At 62.2% G+C, this 25,167-nt stretch carries 26 protein-coding genes and 1 riboswitch; of the genes, 11 read left to right on the forward strand and 15 right to left on the reverse strand.

The window, feature by feature from the left end; translation table 11 throughout:
- Positions 1-121: 121 nt before the first annotated feature.
- Positions 122-228: riboswitch (S-adenosyl-L-homocysteine riboswitch) on the forward strand.
- 21 nt (positions 229-249) lie between these two features.
- From ahcY to BM70_RS0120245, 5 genes are all read left to right on the forward strand, one after another.
- Positions 250-1,659, forward strand: a complete 1,410-nt coding sequence (gene ahcY, locus BM70_RS0120225; RefSeq protein ID WP_010207176.1) for an adenosylhomocysteinase — start codon at positions 250-252, stop codon at positions 1,657-1,659.
- A gap of 172 nt (positions 1,660-1,831) precedes the next feature.
- Positions 1,832-2,677 carry a methylenetetrahydrofolate reductase [NAD(P)H] gene (metF, locus tag BM70_RS0120230; protein WP_025857674.1) on the forward strand — a complete coding sequence of 282 codons (846 nt, stop codon included), beginning with the start codon at positions 1,832-1,834 and terminating at the stop codon, positions 2,675-2,677.
- A gap of 78 nt (positions 2,678-2,755) precedes the next feature.
- Positions 2,756-3,838 (forward strand): hypothetical protein, encoded by a 1,083-nt coding sequence (locus BM70_RS0120235; RefSeq protein WP_025857675.1) that lies wholly within the window; start codon positions 2,756-2,758, stop codon positions 3,836-3,838.
- A gap of 63 nt (positions 3,839-3,901) precedes the next feature.
- On the forward strand, positions 3,902-4,693 hold the full coding sequence (locus BM70_RS0120240) for an ABC transporter substrate-binding protein (protein ID WP_025857676.1): 792 nt from the start codon (positions 3,902-3,904) through the stop codon (positions 4,691-4,693).
- 221 nt (positions 4,694-4,914) lie between these two features.
- The gene (locus BM70_RS0120245) at positions 4,915-6,795 is read left to right on the forward strand and encodes a DEAD/DEAH box helicase (RefSeq protein ID WP_025857677.1); all 1,881 of its coding nucleotides are present in this window, start codon (positions 4,915-4,917) and stop codon (positions 6,793-6,795) included.
- A 159-nt stretch (positions 6,796-6,954) separates the two neighbouring features.
- On the opposite strand, the gene BM70_RS0120250 is transcribed toward BM70_RS0120245, so the two are convergent.
- Together BM70_RS0120250 and BM70_RS0120255 are read right to left on the reverse strand one after the other, a co-directional pair.
- Entirely contained in the window at positions 6,955-7,533 is a 579-nt protein-coding gene (locus tag BM70_RS0120250; RefSeq protein WP_025857678.1) for a YceI family protein, read from the reverse strand.
- A gap of 32 nt (positions 7,534-7,565) precedes the next feature.
- Positions 7,566-8,117 carry a cytochrome b gene (locus BM70_RS0120255; protein WP_025857679.1) on the reverse strand — a complete coding sequence of 184 codons (552 nt, stop codon included), beginning with the start codon at positions 8,115-8,117 and terminating at the stop codon, positions 7,566-7,568.
- A gap of 273 nt (positions 8,118-8,390) precedes the next feature.
- On the opposite strand from BM70_RS0120255, the gene BM70_RS0120260 reads away from it, so the two are divergent.
- A complete protein-coding gene (locus BM70_RS0120260) occupies positions 8,391-9,797 on the forward strand; it encodes an adenosylmethionine--8-amino-7-oxononanoate transaminase (protein ID WP_025857680.1) in 1,407 nt (468 codons plus the stop codon).
- Positions 9,798-9,924: 127 nt separating this feature from the next.
- Positions 9,925-10,644, forward strand: coding sequence for a 16S rRNA (uracil(1498)-N(3))-methyltransferase (locus BM70_RS0120265; RefSeq protein WP_025857681.1), 720 nt, complete (start codon positions 9,925-9,927; stop codon positions 10,642-10,644).
- A gap of 3 nt (positions 10,645-10,647) precedes the next feature.
- On the opposite strand, the gene BM70_RS0120270 is transcribed toward BM70_RS0120265, so the two are convergent.
- The gene (locus BM70_RS0120270) at positions 10,648-11,550 is read right to left on the reverse strand and encodes a transporter substrate-binding domain-containing protein (RefSeq protein WP_025857682.1); all 903 of its coding nucleotides are present in this window, start codon (positions 11,548-11,550) and stop codon (positions 10,648-10,650) included.
- Positions 11,551-11,584: 34 nt separating this feature from the next.
- Entirely contained in the window at positions 11,585-12,817 is a 1,233-nt protein-coding gene (locus BM70_RS0120275) for a D-amino acid dehydrogenase (RefSeq protein WP_025857683.1), read from the reverse strand.
- Positions 12,818-12,925: 108 nt separating this feature from the next.
- On the opposite strand from BM70_RS0120275, the gene BM70_RS0120280 reads away from it, so the two are divergent.
- Entirely contained in the window at positions 12,926-13,828 is a 903-nt protein-coding gene (locus BM70_RS0120280) for a LysR family transcriptional regulator (protein ID WP_025857684.1), read from the forward strand.
- A 75-nt stretch (positions 13,829-13,903) separates the two neighbouring features.
- On the opposite strand, the gene BM70_RS0120285 is transcribed toward BM70_RS0120280, so the two are convergent.
- On the reverse strand, positions 13,904-14,521 hold the full coding sequence (locus BM70_RS0120285; RefSeq protein ID WP_025857685.1) for a hemolysin III family protein: 618 nt from the start codon (positions 14,519-14,521) through the stop codon (positions 13,904-13,906).
- Between the two features lie 214 nt (positions 14,522-14,735).
- Between BM70_RS0120285 and BM70_RS0120290 the strand changes: the two genes are divergently transcribed.
- From BM70_RS0120290 to BM70_RS0120300, 3 genes are read left to right on the forward strand one after another with little or no spacing between them, the layout of a single operon-like run.
- Positions 14,736-15,302 (forward strand): chromate transporter, encoded by a 567-nt coding sequence (locus tag BM70_RS0120290; RefSeq protein ID WP_025857686.1) that lies wholly within the window; start codon positions 14,736-14,738, stop codon positions 15,300-15,302.
- On the forward strand, positions 15,302-15,844 hold the full coding sequence (locus BM70_RS0120295) for a chromate transporter (protein WP_025857687.1): 543 nt from the start codon (positions 15,302-15,304) through the stop codon (positions 15,842-15,844). The genes BM70_RS0120290 and BM70_RS0120295 overlap by 1 nt, the downstream gene beginning before the upstream one ends.
- A gap of 37 nt (positions 15,845-15,881) precedes the next feature.
- On the forward strand, positions 15,882-16,796 hold the full coding sequence (locus BM70_RS0120300; protein WP_025857688.1) for a LysR substrate-binding domain-containing protein: 915 nt from the start codon (positions 15,882-15,884) through the stop codon (positions 16,794-16,796).
- Here BM70_RS0120300 and madM read toward each other — a convergent pair.
- The 10 genes from madM to BM70_RS0120350 all read right to left on the reverse strand — a co-directional run bounded on the left by madM (position 16,793) and on the right by BM70_RS0120350 (position 24,452).
- Positions 16,793-17,557, reverse strand: coding sequence for a malonate transporter subunit MadM (madM, locus tag BM70_RS0120305; RefSeq protein ID WP_025857689.1), 765 nt, complete (start codon positions 17,555-17,557; stop codon positions 16,793-16,795). The two genes, BM70_RS0120300 and madM, sit on opposite strands and share 4 nt — an antisense overlap.
- 5 nt (positions 17,558-17,562) lie before the next feature.
- Positions 17,563-17,955 carry a malonate transporter subunit MadL gene (gene madL, locus BM70_RS0120310; protein WP_025857690.1) on the reverse strand — a complete coding sequence of 131 codons (393 nt, stop codon included), beginning with the start codon at positions 17,953-17,955 and terminating at the stop codon, positions 17,563-17,565.
- A 67-nt stretch (positions 17,956-18,022) separates the two neighbouring features.
- Positions 18,023-18,922, reverse strand: coding sequence for a malonate decarboxylase subunit epsilon (gene mdcH, locus BM70_RS0120315; RefSeq protein WP_025857691.1), 900 nt, complete (start codon positions 18,920-18,922; stop codon positions 18,023-18,025).
- A complete protein-coding gene (locus BM70_RS0120320) occupies positions 18,919-19,515 on the reverse strand; it encodes a malonate decarboxylase holo-ACP synthase (protein WP_025857692.1) in 597 nt (198 codons plus the stop codon). The genes mdcH and BM70_RS0120320 overlap by 4 nt, the downstream gene beginning before the upstream one ends.
- On the reverse strand, positions 19,509-20,279 hold the full coding sequence (gene mdcE / locus BM70_RS0120325) for a biotin-independent malonate decarboxylase subunit gamma (protein WP_025857693.1): 771 nt from the start codon (positions 20,277-20,279) through the stop codon (positions 19,509-19,511). The genes BM70_RS0120320 and mdcE overlap by 7 nt, the downstream gene beginning before the upstream one ends.
- On the reverse strand, positions 20,276-21,118 hold the full coding sequence (locus tag BM70_RS0120330) for a biotin-independent malonate decarboxylase subunit beta (RefSeq protein WP_025857694.1): 843 nt from the start codon (positions 21,116-21,118) through the stop codon (positions 20,276-20,278). The genes mdcE and BM70_RS0120330 overlap by 4 nt, the downstream gene beginning before the upstream one ends.
- A complete protein-coding gene (locus BM70_RS0120335) occupies positions 21,111-21,410 on the reverse strand; it encodes a malonate decarboxylase subunit delta (protein WP_025857695.1) in 300 nt (99 codons plus the stop codon). Before BM70_RS0120335 ends, BM70_RS0120330 begins: the two co-directional genes overlap by 8 nt.
- Positions 21,410-22,243, reverse strand: coding sequence for a triphosphoribosyl-dephospho-CoA synthase (locus tag BM70_RS0120340; RefSeq protein WP_025857696.1), 834 nt, complete (start codon positions 22,241-22,243; stop codon positions 21,410-21,412). Before BM70_RS0120340 ends, BM70_RS0120335 begins: the two co-directional genes overlap by 1 nt.
- Positions 22,244-23,914 (reverse strand): malonate decarboxylase subunit alpha, encoded by a 1,671-nt coding sequence (gene mdcA, locus BM70_RS0120345; protein WP_025857697.1) that lies wholly within the window; start codon positions 23,912-23,914, stop codon positions 22,244-22,246. It lies immediately after the preceding gene.
- A 298-nt stretch (positions 23,915-24,212) separates the two neighbouring features.
- On the reverse strand, positions 24,213-24,452 hold the full coding sequence (locus tag BM70_RS0120350; RefSeq protein ID WP_025857698.1) for a DUF6124 family protein: 240 nt from the start codon (positions 24,450-24,452) through the stop codon (positions 24,213-24,215).
- Positions 24,453-25,167 lie beyond the last annotated feature (715 nt).

Consider the following 25,167-nt stretch of genomic DNA (forward strand, 5'->3'; position numbering starts at 1 on the left):
TATCAAGCCCATGTGCGATCTTCATATGGCCGACAGAAAGGCTTGGGAAGTCTGGCGCACACGGCTATAATCGCCCCCGCTTCAAAACGGTCATCTTCAGTTGATACCGTTCTCCCGCCACCTGTCCGAGGGGCGCTGCAGCAGGTTCAACCTGTCAGGCTCGGATGGGGCGTTGTCCGGCCTGGTCCACCTGGCCTGATACTAAACGCACAACGGCGCCCATTCGCACACTACGAATGGAGGCTCTTCATGAGCGCAGTAAACACGCCTGCAGATTTCAACGACTACAAAGTCGCCGACATGTCCCTCGCCGCCTGGGGCCGTCGCGAAACCTTTATCGCCGAATCCGAAATGCCTGCCCTGATGGGTCTGCGCCGCAAGTACGCCGCTGAGCAACCGCTCAAGGGTGCGAAGATCCTCGGCTGCATCCACATGACCATTCAGACTGCCGTGCTGATCGAAACCCTGGTTGCCCTGGGTGCCGAAGTACGCTGGTCGTCCTGCAACATTTTCTCGACTCAAGACCAGGCCGCTGCCGCTATCGCTGCTGCCGGTATCGCGGTATTCGCCTGGAAAGGCGAGACCGAAGAAGAGTACGAGTGGTGCCTGGAGCAAACCATCCTGAAAGATGGCAAGCCATGGGACGCCAACATGATCCTCGACGACGGCGGCGACCTGACCGAGCTGCTGCACAAGAAGTACCCGCAGATCCTCGACCGCGTCCACGGCGTGACCGAAGAAACCACCACTGGCGTGCACCGCCTGCTGGACATGCTGGCCAAGGGCGAGCTGAAAATCCCGGCCATCAACGTCAACGACTCGGTGACCAAGAGCAAGAACGACAACAAGTACGGCTGCCGTCACAGCCTGAACGATGCCATCAAGCGCGGCACCGACCACCTGCTGTCGGGCAAGCAAGCCCTGGTGATCGGCTACGGTGACGTGGGCAAGGGTTCGTCCCAGTCCCTGCGCCAGGAAGGCATGATCGTCAAGGTCTCCGAAGTTGACCCGATCTGCGCCATGCAAGCCTGCATGGACGGTTTCGAAGTGGTTTCGCCGTTCATCAACGGCCAGAACGACGGCACCGAAGCCAGCATCGACAAGGCCCTGCTGGGCAAGATCGACCTGATCGTGACCACCACCGGCAACGTGAATGTTTGCGACGCGAACATGCTCAAAGCCCTGAAGAAGCGCGCCGTTGTCTGCAACATCGGTCACTTCGACAACGAAATCGACACCGCTTTCATGCGCAAGAACTGGGCATGGGAAGAAGTGAAGCCACAGGTGCACAAGGTTCACCGTACCGGTGCGGGTGATTTCGACCCACAGAACGACGACTACCTGATCCTGCTGGCTGAAGGCCGCCTGGTCAACCTGGGCAACGCCACTGGCCACCCAAGCCGCATCATGGACGGCTCGTTCGCCAACCAGGTACTGGCCCAGATCTTCCTGTTCGGCCAGAAGTACGCCGACCTGTCGCCGGCCCAGAAAGCCGAGCGCCTGACCGTGGAAGTACTGCCGAAGAAACTCGACGAAGAAGTGGCCCTGGAAATGGTCCGCGGCTTCGGCGGCGTGGTGACTCAACTGACCAAGACCCAGGCCGACTACATCGGCGTGACCGTCGAAGGTCCGTTCAAGCCGCACGCTTACCGCTACTGATTTGCCTGCTGCCCGCCCTCCGTGTGAGGGCGAGCTTTTGTAGGAGCTGGCTTGCCGGCGATGGTTTCACCTCGGTTCTGCTGAGCCACCGAGACGCCTGCATCGCCGGCAAGCCAGCTCCTACATGAATTGCGCACGTCTTTCAGGCCTTTGAGTTTCCAAGGATACGACCATGTCCCAAGACCGTCGCTACAGCTTCGAGTTCTTCCCGACCAAGACCGATGCTGGGCATGAAAAACTGATGGCGACTGCCAAGCAGTTGGCCAGCTACAACCCCGACTTCTTCTCCTGCACCTACGGCGCCGGCGGCTCGACCCGTGATCGCACGATCAACACCGTGTTGCAGCTGGAAAGCGAAGTCAAAGTTCCCGCCGCTCCGCACTTGTCGTGCGTGGGCGACAGCAAGGCCGACCTGCGCAGCCTGCTGACCCAATACAAGGCCGCCGGCATCAAGCGTATCGTCGCCCTGCGCGGTGACCTGCCGTCCGGCATGGGCATGGCCAGCGGCGAACTGCGCTACGCCAATGACCTGGTGAGCTTCATCCGTGAAGAAAGCGGCGACCATTTCCACATCGAAGTGGCGGCTTACCCGGAGATGCACCCCCAGGCCCGCAATTTCGAAGACGATCTGCAGAATTTCGTGCGCAAGGCCAACGCCGGCGCCGACAGCGCGATCACCCAGTACTTCTTCAACGCCGACAGCTACTTCTACTTCGTCGAGCGCGTACGGGCCATGGGTGTGAACATCCCGATCGTGCCGGGCATCATGCCAATCACCAACTACAGCAAGCTGGCGCGTTTCTCTGATGCCTGCGGTGCCGAGATCCCGCGCTGGGTGCGCAAACAACTGGAAGCCTATGGCGACGACGTCAAGAGCATCCAGGCGTTTGGCGAACAGGTCATCAGCACAATGTGTGAAGAATTGTTGCAAGGTGGAGCGCCAGGGTTGCACTTCTATACCCTGAACCAGGCTGAACCCAGCCTTGCCATCTGGAACAACCTCAAGCTGCCACGCTAAAGCTTGTCCGGCTGTGCCAAGGCCCTCGCTTCCACGAGGGCCTTTGTTGTTTTACATGCCCACGGAATCCAGCAGTCCATGAATACAGTGCCCACGACTTCCCGCCCACAACTGGTCTATCTGGTCTTCGGCTCCGAGACCTACCACCAGGAAGCGGTGTTCAGCATCGCCAGTGCACTGGCCTTCCTGCAGGACACTCCGGACGCCGCCGTGGATATCCAGGTATTCAGCGACAACCCCGAGCCCTATCGCCTCTTGCCAGTGCGCGTACGCCCGCTGGACGAAGCCACCCGCAAACGCTGGAGCGAGCCCCACGGCTATCACTTCCGCACCAAGCATGTGGTCTTGCGCCAAGTGCTGGAAGAATCGCCGGTGGCCATGTTGATCGACACCGACACGTTCTTCCATCATTCACCGATGGACCTGTTCGAGCGCGTGCAGCCCGGCACCCTGCTGTGCAACGCCTTCTACACCAAGTACGGCGACAACCACGAAAGCGTTCTCTACACCGCCCTGCGCCAGCGCCTGCTGGACATGGGCGTGGCCGACGATGACATGATGACGCTCAACTCCGGGGTCATGGGCCTGACGCAACAGGACGCGCACATCCTCGACCGCTCCATCGCCTTGATGGACGAACTGTTCCCCTACGCCCAGGGCGCCTACACCCTCGAAGAGTTCTGCCTGTCGATCGCCGCCTATCGCACCGTCAACGTGCGCGAATGCCCGGACCTGATCCACCATTACTGGAGTCGCAAGCAACTGTTTCGCGCCAAGGTCAAGGCCTGGATCGCCAAGCATGCGGCCGCCCCTACCAGTGCATTGGCGTTGGCCGATACCCGCCAGGTGTCCTCGCACCTGCCGCGCCCTCCCCGCCTGCAACGTCTGCTGTACAAGCTGATCACGCTGGTGCTGCCCAAGCACCAGCAGCAGTTCATCCGCGAAATTCTCTACGGCTGCTACGAGCATGAGAACGAGTTCGACCAGGCGTGTGGCCCGGTGTGGTGGGACAAGGCCCGGCAGAACCAGGAAGAACGCCAGAAACGCCCGATCGACGCCCATCAGTTGGAGCACTGGTTCGCCAACCCCGTGGTGCGCCTGATTCTCGGCGAGCGGCGCGCATCGATCTACGAACACTTGATGACCTCACCGGCCAGATAGTCCCGCCCGCGGATGCGCGTGCCAGAGCTTCTCTTTAAGGCAGGAGCGTCGTAACCTCAAGGCATGCCCGTCCTTCTCAAGTTGTTGACCGCTGCCCTCTTTACTTGCCTGAGCCTGGCCGCTTATGGCGAGAAACTGCGCATTGTCACGGAGCCGTGGGCGCCTTATGTGTACGACGACAACGGCACCATGCGTGGGCTGGACTACGAAACCACGGTGATCGTGTTTCAACGCCTGGGCGTCGAGGTGCAATGGCAGTTCCTGCCGTGGAAGCGCTGCCTGGCCATGCTCGACCAAGGCCAGGCCGACGGGGCACTGGATATTTTCCACAGCCATGAGCGCGACACCTTGCTTCTGTATCCCAGCGAACCGCTGTCGGAAGTGGAGTTCGTGCTCTTCTACGCCAATGAGCGCCCCCACCCTGCACAAAGTCTCGAAGACCTGCGCGGCCTTACGGTCGGTACGTCGCCGGGCTACCTGTACGACGACGAGTTCAGCGATTCGCCGCTGTTCGACCGCGAACCGGCGCCCAGCCACGAGGCCAACTTCGGCAAATTGATGCTCGGACGCATCGATCTGGTGATCACCGACCGCCGGGTAGGCCAGCATGTGATCAAGGCATTGGGCCTGGAAGGCAAGGTCAGCCAGGCGCCGGCGGTGGTCAGCCGTCAGCCGCAGTTTCTGGCGGTGCGTCGTGGCGCGGGCATGGACCTGCTGATACAACGCTTTGCCGCCGAGCTCAAACGCTTCAAACAGGAACCGGCCTATAGCGCCTTGAGCGCCAGATATGGTGGAATCCAAGCCAATACGGGGTCTGGACGCACCGTTGAGCAGCAGGAAAGCAGCGCGCCGTGATTGCTCTGTTATACTCCGGCCTTTCCGCCAGGCTCACGCCCGGCCGCTGAGGTCTTGAAAAAGGCACCCAACCCCGCTACAGCGCAGCTTTCAGCCCGCGCGAGCCGGTGGAGTGCCCGCCAGACGCAGCAGGACCGGACGGGGTTGCGCTCCCCTAAGCGCCATTCACGCCCGGCAAGATTATCCCTTTGGGCCAAGCCCTAACTAAAACAGGATTACTCATGTCCTTTGCTTCCCTCGGTCTCTCCGAGGCTTTAGTCCGCGCCATCGAGGCAGCGGGCTATACCGAGCCTACTCCGGTGCAACAGCGGGCCATTCCCGCCGTGTTGCAAGGTCGCGACCTCATGGTTGCGGCTCAGACAGGTACTGGTAAAACCGGCGGTTTCGCCCTCCCGATTCTGGAGCGGTTGTTCCCCAACGGTCACCCGGACAAATCCCAGCGTCACGGCCCGCGTCAACCGCGCGTACTGGTCCTGACCCCAACCCGCGAACTCGCCGCCCAGGTGCACGACAGCTTCAAGCTGTATGCCCGCGACCTGAAGTTCGTCAGTGCCTGCATCTTCGGCGGCGTCGGCATGAACCCACAGGTTCAGGCCATGTCCCGTGGTGTTGACGTGCTGGTGGCGTGCCCTGGTCGTTTGCTCGACTTGTGCGGCCAAGGCAGCGTCGACCTGTCCCACGTGGAAATCCTCGTGCTGGACGAAGCCGACCGCATGCTCGACATGGGCTTTGTCCATGACGTGAAAAAGGTCCTCGCCCGCCTGCCGGCCAAACGTCAGAACCTGCTGTTCTCGGCGACGTTCTCCCAGGACATCACCGCCCTGGCCGGCAAGTTGCTGCACAACCCGGAGCGCATCGAAGTCACGCCGCCGAACACCACGGTCGAGCGTATCGAGCAACGCGTATTCCGCCTGGCTGCCAGCCACAAGCGTGCGCTGCTGGCTCACCTGATCACCGCCGGCGCGTGGGAACAGGTGCTGGTGTTCACCCGCACCAAGCACGGCGCCAACCGTCTGGCCGAGTACCTGGACAAGCACGGCCTCACCGCCGTCGCCATCCACGGCAACAAGAGCCAGAACGCGCGCACCAAGGCCCTGGCTGACTTCAAGGCCGGCTCCGTGCGCATCCTGGTTGCCACCGATATCGCCGCCCGCGGCCTGGATATCGACCAACTGCCGCACGTGGTCAACTTCGAGCTGCCAAACGTCGATGAAGACTACGTGCACCGTATCGGCCGTACCGGCCGTGCCGGTCGTTCGGGTGAAGCCATCTCCCTGGTTGCACCGGACGAAGAAAAACTGCTGAAAAGCATCGAGCGCATGACCAAGCAGAAAATCGCCGACGGCGACCTGATGGGCTTCGATGCCAGCGCCGTGGAGGCCGAGAAGCCAGAAGCGCGCGAGCGTCCGGACGTGCGCAACCCACGCAACCCACGCGGTCCGAAGGGCGATGGCCCGAACGGCGGCGGTGGCGGCGGTGGTCGTCGCGACAAAGGCAAGGACAAGGGCGGCAAGGAAAAAGCGCCAACCAACGGCCGTGGCGAACGCCCGGCCCGCGAGCAGAAGCCCCGTGAAGGCACCCCGGCCCGCGAACAGCGCCAGCCGAGCCAGCCACCGCGCGCGGCCGCTGACCGTGCTCCGGACGAGTTCCTGGACGACGATATCGATAACTTCGGTAACCGCGTCGACTACGTGCCTCAGGCCAAGCCAGCCCAAGGCCGTGGCCGTCGCCCAGGTGCCCCGGCACAAGGCGCAGGCGCTCCACGTGGCGGCCAGCCACAGGGCGGTCGTCAGAACGGCCCACGCAACAGCAGCGGCGGCACCACAGGTACCCCGCCTGCCAAGCGTAACGGCCCGCGCAACGGTGCACCGCGTGACGGCCAGGCTCGTCGCGACGACTCGCGCAGCAATAACCGCCGACCAGCCCGTGACGACCAGCCTCGCTTGTCCGAACCGGCGGTGCAGAACCCGCGCGGTGGCCCGGCGCCAAAGATCATCCACAAGGAGTCGAAAGCCGACCGCTTCCCGACACCCGAGCAATTGGATCAACTGCCAGGCCGTCCTCGTGGTGAAAAACCGGCATTGCTGACGCGCAACCGGTAGTTTCAAAACGCCAAAAAAAATGCCTCGCATCGAAAGATGCGGGGCATTTTTTTAGCGCTTTGAAACTGTAGGAGCCGGCTTGCCGGCGATAGCAGTCATTGAGTCACTGCAAACCTCAAGGGCCTCATCGCCGGCAAGCCGGCTCCTGCATACGAAGCATTACTTCGTCTTGACGCCTTCCAGCGAGATGTCCAGGTCCACGGTCTGCGAGGACGGGCCTGGGCCTTTGATGCCGAAGTCGTTCAGGTTCAGCGTGGTGGTGGCGTTGAAGCCAGCGCGTTCGCCGCCCCATGGGTCCTTGCCTTCACCGTTGAACGTGGCCTTGAAGGTCACAGGCTTGGTCACGCCGTGAAAGGTCAGGTCGCCGGTCACGTCAGCAGTCTTTTCGCCGGTGGATTTAACAGCGGTGGACACGAACTTGGCGTCGGCGAATTTGCCCACGTCGATGAAGTCTTTGCTGGCGATGTGCTTGTCACGTTCTGCGTGGTTGGACCACAGGCTGGCGGTTTTCACGTCGACCGCGATTTTGCTGGCTTCAGGCTTGGCAGCATCCCAGCTGAACGAGCCATCCCAATCCTTGAAGGTACCGTGGATGAAGCTGTAGCCCAGGTGGCTGATTTTCCAGTCGATGAAGGCGTGCTGGCCTTCTTTGTCGATCTTGTAGTCAGCAGCCATCACCTGACCTGCAGACAGCAGGGCAGTACCGATTGCCAGAGCGGCGAGGGTCTTTTTCAACATGCTTTCTATTCCTTGTGAGTCGAGGTTGAACATCAGGCTTTGCGCCCCAGCATTCGCGTGAGGGTCGCATCACGATCGATAAAGTGGTGTTTCAATGCAGCCACGCCATGCAAGCCGGCGAAGACCACCAACACCCAGGCCAGGTACAGATGCACGAGGCCAGCGTTGTCTGCCTGGTCCGGTAGCCCGGAAACCACGGCAGGAATCTCAAACAGGCCAAACACCGGGATACCGACACCGTCTGCGGTGGAAATCAGGTAACCGGCGATCATCACGGCAAACAACCCGAGATAAAGGAACGCATGGCCAAATGCAGCACCGATACGGGTCATGCGGCTGTAGCTGGCCAGCGCGGGCGGCGGTGGGCTCACCAGGCGCCAGACAATACGCACCAGCATGATGGCGAACAGCGTGATGCCAATACTCTTGTGCAGGTCCGGCGCGTCTTTGCGCCAGGCGCTGTAGTAGTCGAGACCGACCATCCACAAGCCCAGGGCGAACAAACCAAACACCACCAGGGCCACGCCCCAGTGCAAAACAATGCTGACCCAACCATAGCGGGCCGATGAATTACGTAGCTGCATGTCCCAAATCCCGTAAGAGCTGTGCCCAAGACTAGCGATTTACCTATCGAATTAAAGCGGAAAATTTCGCTTTGAAATATCGAGAAATACGATCTGGAGCGTATGCACAGTAAGTTAACGAAGGATTAAGGACTATTCCTAAGAAACGTGACAGACCGTCCTGTGTTTACCGCGAATTCATGGGTAATAGCTTGTGACACAGCCGTCCATTGCATAGGCTTGCGCGATTGTTTTACCTGCGCCAGCCGCAGGACCGCTTCGAGGAGATAACCGATGGGCTTGAACAACCAGTGGATGCAACGCGACCTTGCGGTACTGTGGCATCCCTGCACCCAGATGAAAGACCACCAGCAATTGCCGCTGATTCCGATCAAGCGCGGTGAAGGCGTCTGGCTGGAAGACTTCGAAGGCAAGCGCTACCTCGATGCCGTCAGTTCCTGGTGGGTCAACGTGTTTGGCCACGCCAACCCGCGCATCAACCAGCGCATCAAGGACCAGGTCGACCAGCTGGAGCACGTGATCCTCGCCGGTTTCAGCCACCAGCCGGTGATCGAGCTGTCCGAACGCCTGGTGCAGATGACGCCCGAAGGCCTGACCCGCTGCTTCTACGCCGACAACGGTTCGTCGTGCATCGAAGTCGCGCTGAAGATGAGCTTTCACTATTGGCTCAACCGTGGCCTGCCGAACAAGAAGCGCTTCGTCACCTTGACCAACAGCTACCACGGCGAAACCATCGCCGCGATGTCAGTGGGCGACGTGCCGCTGTTTACCGAGACCTACAAGGCGCTGCTGCTCGACACCATCAAGGTGCCGAGCCCGGACTGCTACCTGCGCCCCGAGGGCATGAGCTGGGAAGAACATTCGCGCACTATGTTCCTGGCCATGGAACAAACCCTGGCGGACAACCACGACACCGTCGCTGCCGTGATCGTCGAACCACTGATCCAGGGCGCCGGCGGCATGCGCATGTACCACCCGGTGTACCTCAAGCTGCTGCGCGAAGCCTGCGACCGCTACGGCGTGCACCTGATCCACGACGAAATCGCCGTAGGCTTTGGCCGCACCGGCAGCATGTTCGCCTGCGAACAGGCCGGTATCCGCCCGGACTTCCTGTGCCTGTCCAAGGCCCTGACCGGCGGCTACCTGCCGCTGGCGGCCGTGGTCACCACTGAAGATGTCTACAGCGCCTTCTACGACGACTACCCGACCCTGCGCGCCTTCCTGCATTCCCACAGCTACACCGGCAACCCGCTGGCGTGTGCGGCAGCGTTGGCGACCCTGGATATCTTCGAAGAAGACAACGTCATCGAGAACAACAAGGCCCTGGCCCAGCGCATGGCCACGGCTACCGCGCACCTGGTGGATCACCCTCACGTCTCGGAAGTGCGCCAGACCGGCATGGTGCTGGCCATCGAGATGGTCCAGGACAAAGCCACCAAGACCGCCTACCCATGGCAGGAACGTCGCGGCCTGAAGGTGTTCGAGCATGCCCTGGAGCGGGGTGCCCTGTTGCGGCCATTGGGCAGCGTGGTGTATTTCCTGCCGCCCTATGTGATCACGCCGGAGCAGATCGACTTCCTCGCCAAAGTCGCCAGCGAAGGCATCGATATCGCCACCAACAGCAAGGTCAGTGTTGCCGTTCCAGACAATTTCCACCCCGATTTCCGCGACCCAGGCTAGCCCCCTTGTAGGAGCCGGCTTGCCGGCGATGAGGCCTTTACGCCTTGCAGCGAGCTTACAGCCGCCATCGCCGGCAAGCCGGCTCCTACAGGGATTTGTCATCGCTCCTATTTTCCAGAGAACAGAAATGAGACTGTCCCGCTTTTTTACCGACACCCCGCTGAGCCTCGGCGACCATGAACTGCCCGAAGCCCAGGCGCACTACATCAGCCGTGTGCTGCGCATGGGCGAAGGCGATGCCGTGCAATTGTTCGACGGTTCCGGCCAGGAGTTCCTGGGCAGCCTGCTGGAAGTCGGCAAGAAGCGCGTCACCGTGCAACTCACGCAACACTTCGCCGGCCAGACCGAATCACCGCTGCATATCCATCTCGGCCAGGGCCTGTCCCGCGGCGAGCGCATGGATTGGGCGATTCAGAAAGCCACCGAACTGGGCGTCAACGCGATCACGCCGATTTTCAGCGAGCGCTGCGAAGTGCGCCTCAAGGATGAACGCGCCGACAAACGCCTGCTGCACTGGCGCCAGGTAGCCATCAGCGCCTGCGAGCAATGCGGGCGCTCCACAGTGCCGGTGATTCACCCACCGCTGCTGCTGGCAGAATGGTTGAAGCAGACCGAGGCGGATTTGAAGTTGGTGCTGCACCCGGTGGCCGAGCCGATGGTCAGCCACGCCAAGCCGTCGAGCCTGGCGTTCCTGATCGGGCCTGAAGGTGGGCTGACCGACCCTGAAGTCGAAACCGCCCAAGCCGCCGGCTACCACGCCGCCCGCCTCGGCCCAAGGGTGTTGCGTACCGAGACGGCGCCGGTGGTGGCGCTGGCCGTCGCCCAGCAGCTGTGGGGCGATTTCTAGGGTTTACTCCACCGGATCGCTGATCGGTTTGGCAATGATCGCCTTCAACTCGCTGGTCATCGGAAATTCCAGGTTCAAGCCCTTGGGCGGGATCGGCTGTTCAAACCAGCGCTGGTAAATCCCGTTGATCTCGCCACTGCGGTACAGGTCGCCGAGCGTCTCGTTGACCACCGCCAGAAACTGCGGGTCGTCCTTGCGCACCATGCAGCTGTAGATCTCCCGCGACTGCTCCTCGCCCACCACCACCCACTTATGCGGGTCCTTGGCCTTGGCGCGTTCGCCATAGAGCAACGCGTCATCCATGTAGAACGCTACCGCACGACCAGTCTCGAGCATCTTGAACGCCTCGCCGTGATCCTTGGCGCTGATCACCGAGATATTGGCTTTATGCTCGACGTTGTAGCGCTTGAGATAGCGCTCATTGGTCGTGCCGGCGGTGGTCACCACGTTCTTGCCCGCAAGGTCGGAGAAGCCTTGGATGCCACTGTCCCTGGCCGTCAGCAGTTGTCCCTTCACGTAAATGAAACCGTAGGAAAATGCCACCTGCTTCTGGCGCTCGGCCGTCACCCCGGTGGAGCCGCACTCGAGGTCGACGGTACCGTTCTGCACCAGCGGGATACGCGTCTGCGATGTCACCAGGTTGTATTTCACCCTAAGCGTTGCCACCCCGGTTTTCTGCTGGATACGTTCGACGATCTTGTCCGCCAGTTCCACTGAATAGCCCATGGGCTTGCCACTGTGATCCCCCACGTAGGAAAACGGCACCGACGCATCGCGATAGCCCAAGGTTATGGACTTGGCGCTGACGATCTTGCCCAGCGTGCCCTCCAGCACCGCTGGACTCGCATGGGCCTGTGCCCCCAGCAAAAGCCCCAGGGTGCAGCCGGTCAACAGGATTCTTTTCATTGTTATGCTCCGTTGGTTTTCGGGTTGTGAGTGGTCACGCAGCGCGGGGTGTCAGGCCCTGCATATCAATGGAAGGGGTTTGCCGGCCAATCAATTCGGCGAGCAATTGGCCGCTGCCACAGGCCAGTGTAAAACCCAGCGCACCGTGCCCCAGGTTCAGCCACAGGTTGCGGTAGACACTGGCGCCAATCAGCGGCACACCGGTTGGGGTGGCCGGGCGCATGCCGGCCCACTCCACCGCCTGGGCATAATCGCCGGCCAGCGCAAATGTCTCCAGCGCCTGGCGTTTCATCAGCGCCAGGCGCTTGGGCTCCAGGCGGGTGTCGAAACCGACAATATCCACCATGGCCGCTACCCGAAGCTGTTCGCCGATGCGTGCATAGACGATCTTGCGGTCGTAGTCGGTGATGCTGACGTTCGGCGCCCGGTGCTGCTCGCCAATCGGCACACTCAGGCTATACCCCTTGAGCGGATACAGCGGCAGTGACAATCCAGGCAACGCCAACTCGGCGCTGCGATGCCCGGCCGCCAGCACCAGATGCTCTACCGGCATCACCTCGCTGCCCAGTTCGATAGCCTGCACAGCTGTGTCAGCGTGACGAATCCCGGTGACCTTGCGCCCCAACAAAAAAGTGCAGCGCCCTGATGCCTCCAGCCGCGCCGCCAACCGCTGGCAGAACGCGTGACAATCGGCGACCTCTTCGTTGGGCGTATAGATCCCGCCGACGAAACCACCGCCGGCCAGCGCCGGCTCCAGGCGGGCGCAATCGGCGGCCGACAGCACCTGCTGTTGAAGGATATTGGTAACCTTACTGCGCGCCTGTTCAAAGGAGCTGGCGTTGCGGAAGGTCACCAGCTTGCCGTTGCGCCGCCAGTCGAAGCCGTCCAGGTGATCATCGTCGCGCCATTGCTGCAAGGTGTCCTGGCTGAGGGTCGCCAGGCGCAGCAGGTGGGCGGCATTGCGTTTGTTCACCGAGCCACGGCAGGCGCCGAGGAACGCCGTCATCCAGCGCCATTGCTGGGGGTCGAGGCGCGGGCGCAGTTTCAGCGGCGAGTCACCGCGCAGTAACCAGCCAATGGCCTGCAGCGGTACCCCTTTATCGGCCAGCGGTGCCACGTAGCGATAGGACAGTTGCCCGCCGTTGGCGAAGCTGGTTTCACTGCCCAGGGTCTCGCGCGCATCGATCACCGTCACCTCATGACCTGCACGCACCAACGCATATGCGCTGGCCAGACCAATCACCCCACCGCCAATGATGCACACCATCTTCGCTGCCCGCCGTTGAATCCAGAGGCCTCAAGCCTAGAGGCAGGTGACACGTCACCGACAATGAATAAAGATGGGCCACCTATAAACAAAGGTTATGGGCTTGCCATGCGCTTGCGTCATATCGAAATCTTCCAGGCCATCCGCCAGACCGGCTCCGTCAGTGCGGCTGCGCAGTTGCTGCACGTGTCGCAGCCCGCCGTCACCAAGGTGCTGCAGCACGCCGAACTGCAGTTGGGCTTCCCCCTGTTCCTGCGCGTGCGCGGCAAGTTGCAGCCCACGCCGGAAGCCCTGGCGCTGGAGCGCGAAGTGGAGAAAGTCACCGAAAGCCTGCAAGGCGTACGCCGCCTGGCCAAGAGCTTGCGCCGTGCACCGGGCCAGAGTGTGCGCATCGGCGCGATCCCGGCGCTGGCCCTGTCGCTGCTGCCGCCGGCGGTGCTGGAGTGGAAGCGCGACTACCCGGACATGGCCTGCGAGCTGTCCAGCGACCACAGCCGCGAACTGGTGCAGAAGCTGCTGATGCGTGAGATTGATCTGGCGCTGACTCTCAACTTCTCCGGCCATCCAGGGCTGACCACGCAGGTGCTGGCCAATGGAGTGCTGGTGGCGTTGGCGTCCAAAGGCTATTGGCCGCAAGACGAACTGAGCAAACCCTTGCCCTTGGCGGACCTGGCGGGCGCGCCGTTGATCGGTCTTTCCAGCGCCGACCCGCTGGCGGCGAAACTCGACAGCTACCTGGAAAACGTCGACCCACCGCCCAGGGTCACGATCTCGGTGCAAACCTATTCCCTGGCGCGCGCGATGGTGGAGTCCGGAGCCGGCTTGACGGTGATCGATCCCTTCACCGCCCTCGGTGCTTCGACCGCCACCACCTGCATCCGCCCGCTCACACCGCCGCTGCCAATTACCCTGTACGCCCTGACCCGCGCCGATGAGCCGCCGCCGCATATGTTGGCCAACCTGCTCGACATCCTCGGCCACCGCGCCCGTGACCTGCTGCAACGCTTGTAACGGAGCCGGCTTGCCGGCGATGAGGCCCGATGCCTTGCGGAGGATTCAAGGCAGCCATCGCCGGCAAGCCGGCTCCTACAGGACGTAGTGCATGATCGCCACGAAATGCAGCAGGCTGCCGCCGATTACGAACAGGTGCCAGATGCCATGGGAATGCCGCAGGCGGTCCTCCAGGGCAAAGAAGATAATGCCGACGGTGTACAACACCCCGCCTGAAGCCAACCAGATAAACCCCGCCGTGCCCAGTGCTGCAATCAACGGTTTGACCGCCACCAGCACGATCCAGCCCATCACCGCATAGATCACGATCGACAGGATGCGCGCCTCGGAGCGCGGCTTGATCTCCTGCAAAATCCCGATCACCGCCAGCCCCCACACGATGCCGAACAGTGTCCAGCCCCACGGCCCTCTCAAGGTCACCAGGCAAAACGGCGTGTAGCTGCCGGCAATCAACAGGTAGATCGAAAAGTGATCGACCTTCTGCATGATCTCTTTTCGGCGCCCCTGCACGCTGTGGTACACGGTGGACGCGCTGTACAGCACCATCAAGGTAAAGCCATAGATCGCCACGCTGACGATCTTCCAGGGGCTGCCGTCCAGGCTCGCCACCACCAACATCCATACCGCGCCAATACTGGCCGCAACCGCCCCGAGCAAATGGCTCCAGGCGTTGAATCGTTCCCCGTGATACATGTGTCACTCACCTCGAATAACCGTTATCACCTTGAGCATTCTGACGCCAGTCACTCACTATCAGGTAACAACCTTTCTTCATTTGCTCTAACACCACTGCCCATCGGATGATTCACACCCTCCTTGCCGGCAATGAGGCCCTTGAGCCTTGCGGCGATCCAGCGGCCGGCTCCAATTACAAGGGGAGCGTGCGCCCCGATTATTGGTATTGACCATGCCCGAACTTGAACCCGACGTGCCGCCACCCAGCCTATGGCAATTGTTTTACAACTTTGCCATGGTCGGTCTGTTCGGCTTTGGCGGCGTGATGCCCTGGGCGCGGCAGATGATGGTCGACCGCAGGCGTTGGGTCAGCGAACAGGCGTTCAATGAACTGCTGACCACCGGCCAGTTCTTCCCCGGCCCCAACATTGCCAACGTCGGCATCATCTACGGCCGACGGCTGCATGGCTTGCCAGGTGCGGTTGTGACAGTGTGCGGGTTGTACCTGTTCCCCTCGCTGATCACCGTGCTCGCCGGCTTCGCCTATACAAAGTGGTGGACCCATGAGGTGGTCCAGCAGATTTTCGGCGCAGTCATGCCGATTGCCACCGGCCTGATTCTCGGCACGACCCTGCGCCTGCTCAAGGCCATGCCCAGGACCGTCGCCAACTACGTCGCGTTCCTGATGACTTTCGTGTTGATGGCGATCCTGGTGCTGCCGCTGTGGATGGTGCTGTTGATCTGCATCCCCAGTTCGCTGGCGCTGGGGTTCATCGACACCCGCAAGGTGGCCCGCTGATGCAAGCCACCCTCCTGCACCTGATGATCCAATGCTCGCTGTGGTCGCTGATGTCGATCGGCGGCAACATGGTTGCCATCGGCGATATCCACCGCTACTCCGTCAACGACATGAACTGGCTGACCGACGCACAATTCGTCGCGTTCTTCGCCCTGTCCCAGGCCCTGCCCGGGCCGAACGGCATGCTGCTGGTGTTTATCGGCCAGCAAGCCGCCGGCCTGCCCGGCGCGCTGGTCGCACTGCTGGCCAAGCTGGTGCCGTGCTCGGTGCTCACCTACATCGGCGCCGGCTGGCTGGAGCGCCATACCGAAACGCCGTGGGTGCAGCGGGTCAAACGCAGCCTGCTGCCGATCTCCATCGGCCTGATCCTCGCCGCCAGCTACATCCTGATGAACAGCCTGGAAAGCAACGCCACCAGCCTGGTGCTGACCCTGGCCAGCGCCGCCGCGGTGTATTACACGCGGCTGAATGCGATCTGGCTGATCGTCCTCGGCGTGGTGCTGGGCCTGTGCAGTGCATGGCTGGGAGTGAACTGGTTTTAGGGGCACAATCGACCGCATTCGAACAAGAGCCCCGGCCATGCTGATCGACGAAGAATTCACCCTCAAGAAACTGGAAATCTTCCTGGCGTTCATGCGCACCGGAAACCTGACCCGCGCCGCCGCCGAGCTGCAAACCAGTAACGTCAGCGTGCACCGCGCCATCCACTCCCTGGAAAACGCCCTGCGCTGCCCGCTGTTCAAACACGAAGGGCGCAACCTCACGCCGCTGGAAAGCGCCTACGTATTGGAAGAGCGCGCGCAAAAACTGGTCGCCGATGTGGTCGACAGCGTGCGCCTTACCCGCGAAGCCGCCGGGTTCTCTGCCGAGCGCTTCAAGCTGGGCTCGCTGTATTCGCTGACCGTGAAGACCGTGCCGCAACTGATCATGGGCCTGAAGATCCGCCGCAGCGAACTCAATATCGACCTGATCCTGGGCTCCAACTTCGACCTGCTCTACAAGCTCAAGAACATGGAAGTGGACGCGATCCTCATCTCCCTGGACGAACACGCCAACGACCCCGACTGCGAGCAGATTGCGCTGTTTTCCGATGATATCTTCCTCGCCACCCCGGCTGATTCCCCCTTCGACCGTGAGCGGGAGATCGACCTCGCCGACGTGCGCGACGCCACCTTCATCACCCTCACCCAAGGCTTCGCCACGCACCAGGATGGCAATCGCGTGTTCAAGCAGGCGGGGTTCGAGCCGAAGGTGGCGATGCAGGTCAATGACATCTTCACGCTGCTGAGCATGGTCAGCTCGGGCGTGGGTTATGCGCTGCTGCCGGGGCGGATTGCGGCGGTGTACGAGAACCGCGTGAAGTTGATACCGCTGCAACCCAGGTATCGGTTGCAGCAGCATATCGGGGTGGTGTTCCTGAAAGCCAAGGAACGTGACCCGAACTTGCTCGCGTTGTTGGCGGAGTGTCGGATGTACGCCAACCGTAGCGACTAGCCGACCAGGCCGCGCATGAGCAGAAACAGCAGCGAAGGCCCCAGCAAACAACCCAACGCCGTATAGAACGCTGCGGTCAGGCAGCCATACGGCACCAGTTTCGGGTCGGTTGCCGCCAGCCCGCCAGCCACACCGCTGGAGGTGCCCATCAAGCCGCCGAAGATCACCGCGCTGCGCGGGTTGTTCAGGCCGATCAGGGGCGCCACGAAGGGCGTCATCACCATCACCAGGATCGCCTTGATCAACCCGGCGGCGATGGACAGCGCCATCACCTCGGAACTGGCCCCAATCGCCGCGCCGGTAACCGGGCCGACAATGTAGGTGACGGCACCCGCACCAATGGTGGTGAGGCTTACGGCATCGGTGTAGCCGAACGCCATGGCCACGCCGACGCCGGCGACAAAGGACGAGCCCACGCCGACAAACAACGCGAGTACCCCGACATAGCCCGCGCGCTTGAGCTCATCGACACTCACGCCAAAGGCCGTAGCGACAATGGCAAAGTCCCGCAGCATCGCCCCGCCCAACAGGCCGATGCCCGACAACAACGGGATATCCACCACGCCTTTCGAACCACCGGTAAACGCACCGCCAACATAAGAAAGTACCAGCCCCAACAGGATGGCAATCGCCGAACCGTGCAGGCGGCCCTTGGTGAAGGTGTCGGAAATCCAATAGGAGACCCACATGGTCAGGCCAATTACGGCGAAACCACTGATCAGGCCATAGCCGGTGATCACTTTCATTATCGATTCGTACATGGCGATCACCCGGCTTCTTTGGTGGGAACAACCGCGCTCGGCTCGCGATTGCCGATGCGCACCAGCACCGGCACCAGGGCAAAGCCCAGCACCACTGCCAGTGTTCCGGCCAGAATCGCCATGGGCCCGCCACTGATGGCGCCATACACGTTCTGCTGGGCGGCCATGGCCACCACAATCGGAATGTAGATCGCGGCCCAGAAGCTTACGCCCTGCTCTGACTTACCCGTAAACAACCCACGCTTGCCCAGGTAACTGCCCAGGCCGATCAACAGCAACATGGCAATCCCCACGCCACCGACGTTGGCCGGGATGCCCATCCATTTGCCCAGCAGTTCACCGACAAACAAGCCGGCCAAGGTACACAGCGCCAGAAACGCCACACCGTAGATAATCATTGTTGTTGTCCTCAAAGTGCTCGATCGAAATTGTTGTTTTTGTGCTTCGAAAGCCTTGGGTGGTGCTTTATCGGTGGCGGCGTTCCTCCTCTTGCAGCAGGGCCTGCAAGGTGTCCAGGCGTGCGCCTTCGCAGGCGATCACCGTGCCCTGTTCAAACACCCGTCGCGACAGGCCGGTGAGCACCGCGCCCGGAGGCAGTTCGATTTGCAGGCGTACGCCGCGCTCATAGGCGCTTTGCACGGTGCCGCGCCAGTCGACGACGCGGCACATGTTGAAGGCCAGGTCGTCGCGCAGTTGCTCGGGGTTGTGAATGGGCCGCGCGCGGGTGCTGCTCAGGTAGGTGATGCGCGGCGCCTTGAGCGGCACGAAGGCTTGCGCCAGCGCCTGGGCAGGCGCTTCCAGCAGCGCGCAATGGGACGGCACGTTGACGGCCAGGCGCTTGGCGATGCCGTTGCCTTTGATGCGTTCTGCGACACGCTGCATGGCCGCGTTGCTGCCAGCAATCACGGTCTGGTTGTCGGCGTTGATATTGGCCAGGTACACCGGGGTTTCAGCACTGTGTATATCGGCCAGCATGCTTTCGACGGTGGATAACGCAGGGCCGATCAGAGCGGTCATGCCGTAACCCTGTGGATAAGCGTTTTGCATCAGCTCGCCGCGCAGGCTGACGAGTTTGAGGGCGTCGTCGAAGTCCAGTGCACCGGCGATCACCGCCGCCGGGTAGGCGCCGATGGACAGGCCCGCGACGTAGTCCGGGGAGTGTTGCAGGCGGCGAGCGTGGGCCACGCCGGCGATCAACAGGCACAGCTGCACAGCGCGGGTCGACTCAAGGGCTTGCGCCGAGTCGAGCGTCAGCACGTCTTCGCCCAATGCATCACTGGCTTGCTCCAACACCTCCACGGGCAACTGTTGGAGCATGCCCGGCCGTTGGGCGCCCTGCCCCGGGAACACCAGAAGGCTGCTCATGCCAAGGCCTGCCAAGGATCCAGCACCAGGTGCGCACCGCTGGCGGTTTTGAGCAACACGCGGCGTGAACCACTCGCCCATTCGCGCAGGGCAACAGCGCCAAATGGCGTTTGCAACTGCAGATCCACGGGGCACTCAGCCGTTTCAAGAATCGCCAACAGGTCTTCTGCATCACCTCGAGCCAACGGCTCGGGCGTGCGCAGGATCAAATCCAGATCACTCTGCTCATGCAGCGCTTCGACCCCGCTGGCCAATTCGAAGCCGGCGCTGCCGGTGACGCCCCATGTCTCCTGAGCCAGCATCGGCCGCAGGGCTGCGAGCGCTCGCAACGCCGGCAAATCCCGTGGTGAAACAACACCGCGCAAGGCTTCCGGCGTCACACGCCGCTGCACCGCCGACACCGGCATCTGCGCCGCCAAGCGCTGCTCCCGCAAGCGCCCGCGCACACCGACCGCCACATAGCCCGGCTCGGCAATGGCGCGACGCACCACCACGGGCTGCCCCGCGCCGATCGCCTCCACCGCCCAGGTCGGCGCGTCGGCAGGCAGGTGCGCCGGGGTCATGCCCCAGAGCAAGTCGTGGGCGTTCACCATTGCTCCCGCAGCAACTGGCGTACGTGGCTGGAGGCTGCACGGTTGGTCGCACCAAGGCGCCCGCTCAAGTCGGTGCTGCCGATATCCTTGATCGCCTGTGCCAGGCAATCGCTGACCCGCGCCACATCCTGCGCCGTGGGCTGTTCGATCTGGCTGACCGACAAGGTCTCCCAGAGCAAGCCGAGGCTGGCATAACTGTCGATGTCATAGGCCATCGGCGGCACACTCGCGGCCAGGGCTTCCAGCTCTTCAACGCTGCGCAGGGTCACCCGCGCGGCCGAAGCCTTGCCCATGGCGTGCACCATCACGCCAGGGTCGCGCAGGGCGATCAGGCGGTTGGCCTGGTAGCCGTGGGCAAGGAATGCGCCGGACATGGCCTTGCCTACCAACAGCGCAATCACCGGGTGCCCGGCCAGGCGAGCACGGGCGTAGCTGTCGGCAGCGGCGGCCAGGGCCTGGTGGATGCCGAGGGCTTCTTCGCGCCGGCCATAGGCTTGGCTGGGCACGTCGACAATGGCGATGATCGGGCGTTTGTCGCCTCGGGCGATGGCTTCATCCACTGCTTTGGCCAGGCCCCAACCTTCGAGCAAACCGACTTCGCCATTACGCGCACGCGCAAAGCGGTTTTGCGCGTCAGTGACCACGGCGATAAAGCGCACGGCCTGCTCGCCCAACAGCCCGTCAGCCACTCTCAGAGAGTTCGGCAACCCCTCGACAGGCGTCGCACCCGCGCTCAATGCGTTGAACCACTGCAAACCTCTCATGAGCGTTCTCCTTGAAACAGCGCGCGTACCGTCGCCGGGTCGATCTGCGCCGTGGCGTCCAGTTCGGCCAGGCGCGCCAGGTAGTACGCGGCCTGGCGGCTGCGTTGTTGGGTGGGCCGGCCTTGTTGCAGCAATGCACTGACGGTCTGTTGAATCTCGGCCACATCGTCCGCTACATAACGGTCGGCCAAGCCGCTGTTGAAGCGTTGCTCACCGCCCGTAAGGCTCCAGATGAAAGGCCGGTCGCGGGAGTCGTACTCTTCAAGCCCCGCTTCCTGTTCGATCACTTGCGGGCCATTCAGGCCCAGGCGGGCTTCGCGCGTGACCACCAGGTAACTGCACAACCCGGCCGCGATGGACATGCCGCCAAAACAACCGACGCTGCCGGCTACCACGCCGACCACCGGCTGGTACTGGCGCAGGTCGACGATCGCGGCGTGGATATCGGCGATGGCGGCCAGGCCCAGGTTGGCTTCCTGCAAGCGCACGCCGCCGGTTTCCAGCAGCAACACAGCGCGGGTTGGAATGCCCTTGCGATTGTCTTCGGCCGCCAGCTCAAGCGCGCCGGCGATTTTCGCGCCGCCCACCTCGCCGAGGCTGCCGCCCTGGAAGTTGCCTTCGATGGCGGCAATGACGACAGGTTTGCCGTCGATGCTGCCCTTGGCGATCACCACACCGTCATCGGCCTGGGGCACCACGCCTTGGCGGCTGAGCCACGGCGACATGACGCGCTGGAACGGGTCGATCAATTCGCGGTAGGAGCCGGCGTCCAGCAAAGCCTTGGCACGCTGCCGAGCGCCCAGTTCAACGAAGCTGTGTTTGGCGAGTAAGTCAGTCATGGCCGACCTCCTCGAAACCCTGCTCCAGGCGCAAGCGCACCACGCCGGGGGTGGCGCCGAAGTCGTGGATATCAATGTTCAAGGCCGGCGGGGTCTGCTCCTGGAAGATCCGCTCGAACAGATGCTGCCAGCGTTGCTCGGCGCCATTCACCGAGGTCTGCACCTGGATGGTCAGGGTGCCCGGCGTGCCGGGTTCCAGCAGCACTTCCAGGTCGCCCGAGCCGACGCAACCCACCAGCGCACGGCCTTTGGGGGGCTGCCCGGCGGGGAATTCAAAGGATAAGGTTTCCATCACAACGCTCCGTCGAGGCGGTCGATAAACAGGCAGGCGGCCAACAGGTCGGCGGCGCCGCCGGGGGAGGCATTCAGGGCCAGCAGTTGGTGATCCAGTGCGTGCAGTTGGCGGCGACCGGCGAGGGTTGCGCTGCCACCTGCATCCAGCACGGCCTGGGCCCCGCGTTGCATCGCGTGCAGGCCTTCGGTGCCGGCGCGGTAGAGCACGCAGGTGTCGGCCAGGTCCGTCATGATCGCGAGCAAGGCGTCCAGGCGCGCGTTCTGTTCGCCGGCGTTTTGCTGGCGGCTTCGGTGCAGCTGCGGCAAGCCGCGTTGCACCACGGAGGGGAAGCCCAGCTGCGCTTCTTCACGAGCGCCGCGTGCGCCGTAACGTTGGGCGACTTGAGCACCGTGGCTCATGGGCTGGGGGGCGTAGCGGTCGTTGAGCAGGGCCAGTCTGGCCGCAGTCAGCGTGATGGCGCGGGGTGCCAGGGCGGCGGCAGCGGTGATCAAGCCAAGCGCCCAGATCGCGCCGCGGTGGGTATTCACGCCGTTAGTGGTGATTAGCATCGCTTGCTCACCCTCACGGCCAATACGCCCGAGGGCTTCGCGCAGAGGCAGACCGACTTCACCGAATTCAATCGCCGCCTCGGCCATTTCCTTGAACATCGGCCACAGCGACAACGCCGAGGCGTGCATCAGGCCCAGGTGCAAATCGCTGTGGGCGCCGTTGCCACGCCGGTCCACCAACGCGGGTTTGGGCGACAGGTCCGCTTCATCGATCAGCGCATCGACGGCCATATCGGCCAGGCGATCCGCAAGGCTGAGTTCATGCAGTTTGAGGGCGCGCATTTACCAACTCCTGAACTTGGCGGGCGGGTTGTACAAGCCACCGGACCACTCCACCAGGTCGGCCACGCTCTTGGCGGCCAATAGCTCGCGGGTGGCGTCGGTGCGGCGAATCCCCAGGTCTTCGGGCAAGGCGATCAGGCCTTCGCGGCGCATGCGCGCGGTGTCCTTGGGGTTATGGCGCATGCCAATCGCCGTGACACCTGCGACAGCGGCAATCATCGCTTGGCGCTCTTCGAGGGAGCGCGCCTTGTACAGGTAGGCGATGCCCTCTTCGGTGAGCAGGTGGGTGACGTCATCGCCGTAGATCATGATCGGTGCCAGCGGCATGCCGCTTTTGCGCGCCACTTCCACCGCGTCGAGCGTCTCGACGAAAGTGGGTTTGCCGCCTTCCTGGAAGGTCTCGACCATTTGCACCACGAGTTTTTTGCCACGTTCCAGCAGCGCTTCCGGGGCATCGTCGTGGCGCATATCCAGCCAGGCCGGCGTGCCGTGGCGCCGGCCGCGTGGGTCGTGGCCCATGTTCGGTGCGCCACCAAAACCGGCGAGTCGGCCACGGGTCACGGTGGAGGAATGGCCGTCGCCGTCGACCTGCAGGGTGGCGCCGATAAACAGGTCCACCGCGTATTGGCCGGCGAGTTGGCAGAACATCCGGTTGGAGCGCATCGAGCCGTCACGGCCGGTGAAGAACACATCCGGCCTCGCGGCGATGTAGTGCTCCATGCCCAGTTCGGTGCCGAAGCAATGCACGCTTTCCACCCAGCCGCTTTCAATGGCAGGGATCAGCGTGGGGTGCGGGTTGAGGGTCCAGTTGCGGCAGATCTTGCCCTTGAGGCCCAGGGATTCGCCGTAGGTGGGCAGGATCAGCTCGATGGCGGCAGTGTTGAAACCGATGCCGTGGTTGAGCGACTGCACATTGTGTTTTTCGTAGATGCCGCGGATCGCCATCATCGCCATCAGCACATGCACCGGCTTGATGTGGCGCGGGTCGCGGGTAAACAGCGGCTCGATGTAGAACGGCTTGTCGGCCACCACCACAAAATCCACCCAGCTTGCCGGAATGTCGACGCGGGGCAAATCGGTGACGTCGTCCACCAACTGGTTGACCTGCACGATCACGATGCCATCGCTGAACGCGGCGGGCTCGATCAGCGCCGGGGTGTCTTCGGTGCTGGCGCCGGTGTAGATATTGCCGGCGCGGTCGGCCATGAAACCGGCGGAAAGCACGACGTTGGGGATCAGGTCCACCACCAGCCGCGCATAGAGTTCGATGTAGGTGTGGATCGCGCCGATTTCCAGCAGGCCGTCTTCGAGCAACTGGCTGATACGCAGGGATTGGGTGCCGGCGAAGGAGAAGTCCAGCTTGCGGGCGATGCCTTTTTCAAACAGGTCCAGGTGCTCGGAACGGCCGACACTGGGCATGATCATGTGCAAATCGTGGAGTTTGGCGGGGTTGGCCTTGGCCAGGGAGCGCGAGAGGAAATCGGCCTGTTTCTGGTTGTTGCCTTCCAGCACCACGCGGTCGCCGGGGAGGATCAACGCCTCAAGCGCCTCGACGATCCTGTCGCTGGGCAGCACCGCGCCGTCTGCGTATTGTTTGACCAGCCCGAGCCGCCGCTGCTTCTCGTCGCGCCGCCGCGTCCAGCGTGAGTCGGGGGTTATTGTTGTTGTCATGGTCGCTCCACGGGTTTGCTGTCGTGGGCTGTACCTTAGGAGTGATTCAGAGGGCCATCAATCAAGCTGGGCGTTGGATCGTTACGGTTGGGGTAACGAAGCCCCTGCGAATGCTGATCGTGAGCCTGATGCACATCAAAATGTGGGAGCTGGCTTGCCTGCGATAGCGGTGTGTCATCTGGCGATAAGTCGACTGGTACTCCGCCATCGCAGGCAAGCCAGCTCCCACATTTGATCGATGGTGTTTGTTAAATAGCGGTCCCAATCAGGGAACGATCAGTCCCTGTTTGGGACCGTTTCAAGAGGCTGGCGATGGGCTGACTTGCTCCAATGCTCTATCGACCAACAACTGACCCAACTCTGCCATTTGCTGAATCCCGAGCATGATCGCGCGCTGGGAGGTGTCCAGGTCGAAAGCGAGATTGCAGGTGAGTGCGTTGAGGGAGGACAGGGTTTCGCTGGCGTTGACCAGCAGGGTTTCGGTGTTTTCGTGCGGGTTTACGGTGAAGAGGGGCGGATTGGGGGTAGGTTTGACCATGATTTACAGCTCCGATATGTGATGGAGACCGCCCTCTTCCGCTTGCACGCGAATAAGGTGGCAGCTGTGCGCAGGTGTGCAAGACCGGGCATATCGGACCCCGGCAGACCCCGAAGGGTCTCCCACGCACAGCCGCCATAACAAATACAGCAGGCATAAAAAACGCCCGTTGGATGGCTATGGGCGTTGGTGCGCCGATATGTAACCGGACTTGCACGTCCGTGTCACCGTTTTTTGCGATGACAGAACGAAGACTAGGCGCGCTGACGGCACGCGACAAGTTCATGCACAGCCCAAAATCTTGCAGGAAAAATCCGAGAGCCTGCCGACCTATAACCTCATGTCTAGTCTCACAGCCCCTAAACCTTCGAGCGGGTAACTACGGTACTCATAAACCTCACCTCGAACAGTGAGGCGGATAAGGCCCCCCTGCCGGGTAACTTGAACATCCGGCTCTTTGGTTTTCAGAAAAGGGTGTGCCGACACCAATGTCGTGAGTATTTCCCGATCATTCCCCAGATCCTTGTGGACGTAGTACAGGTAGGAAAAGCCCACCGTAGCGCCACCCTGATTGTTTCGCGCACCGTAAATGGAGCTCCCGTTATTCAGGGAATACTTGAGCACAACCTCATCCAATTCCGGTGGACCTGGGCTCATCAACCAACCAACACCCAAGTACCCGAGACACACCACCAGCAGCCCATTGAACAAGCCC

The organism is Pseudomonas sp. CHM02 (assembly GCF_000612585.1).
In the GTDB taxonomy this organism is placed as follows: domain Bacteria; phylum Pseudomonadota; class Gammaproteobacteria; order Pseudomonadales; family Pseudomonadaceae; genus Aquipseudomonas.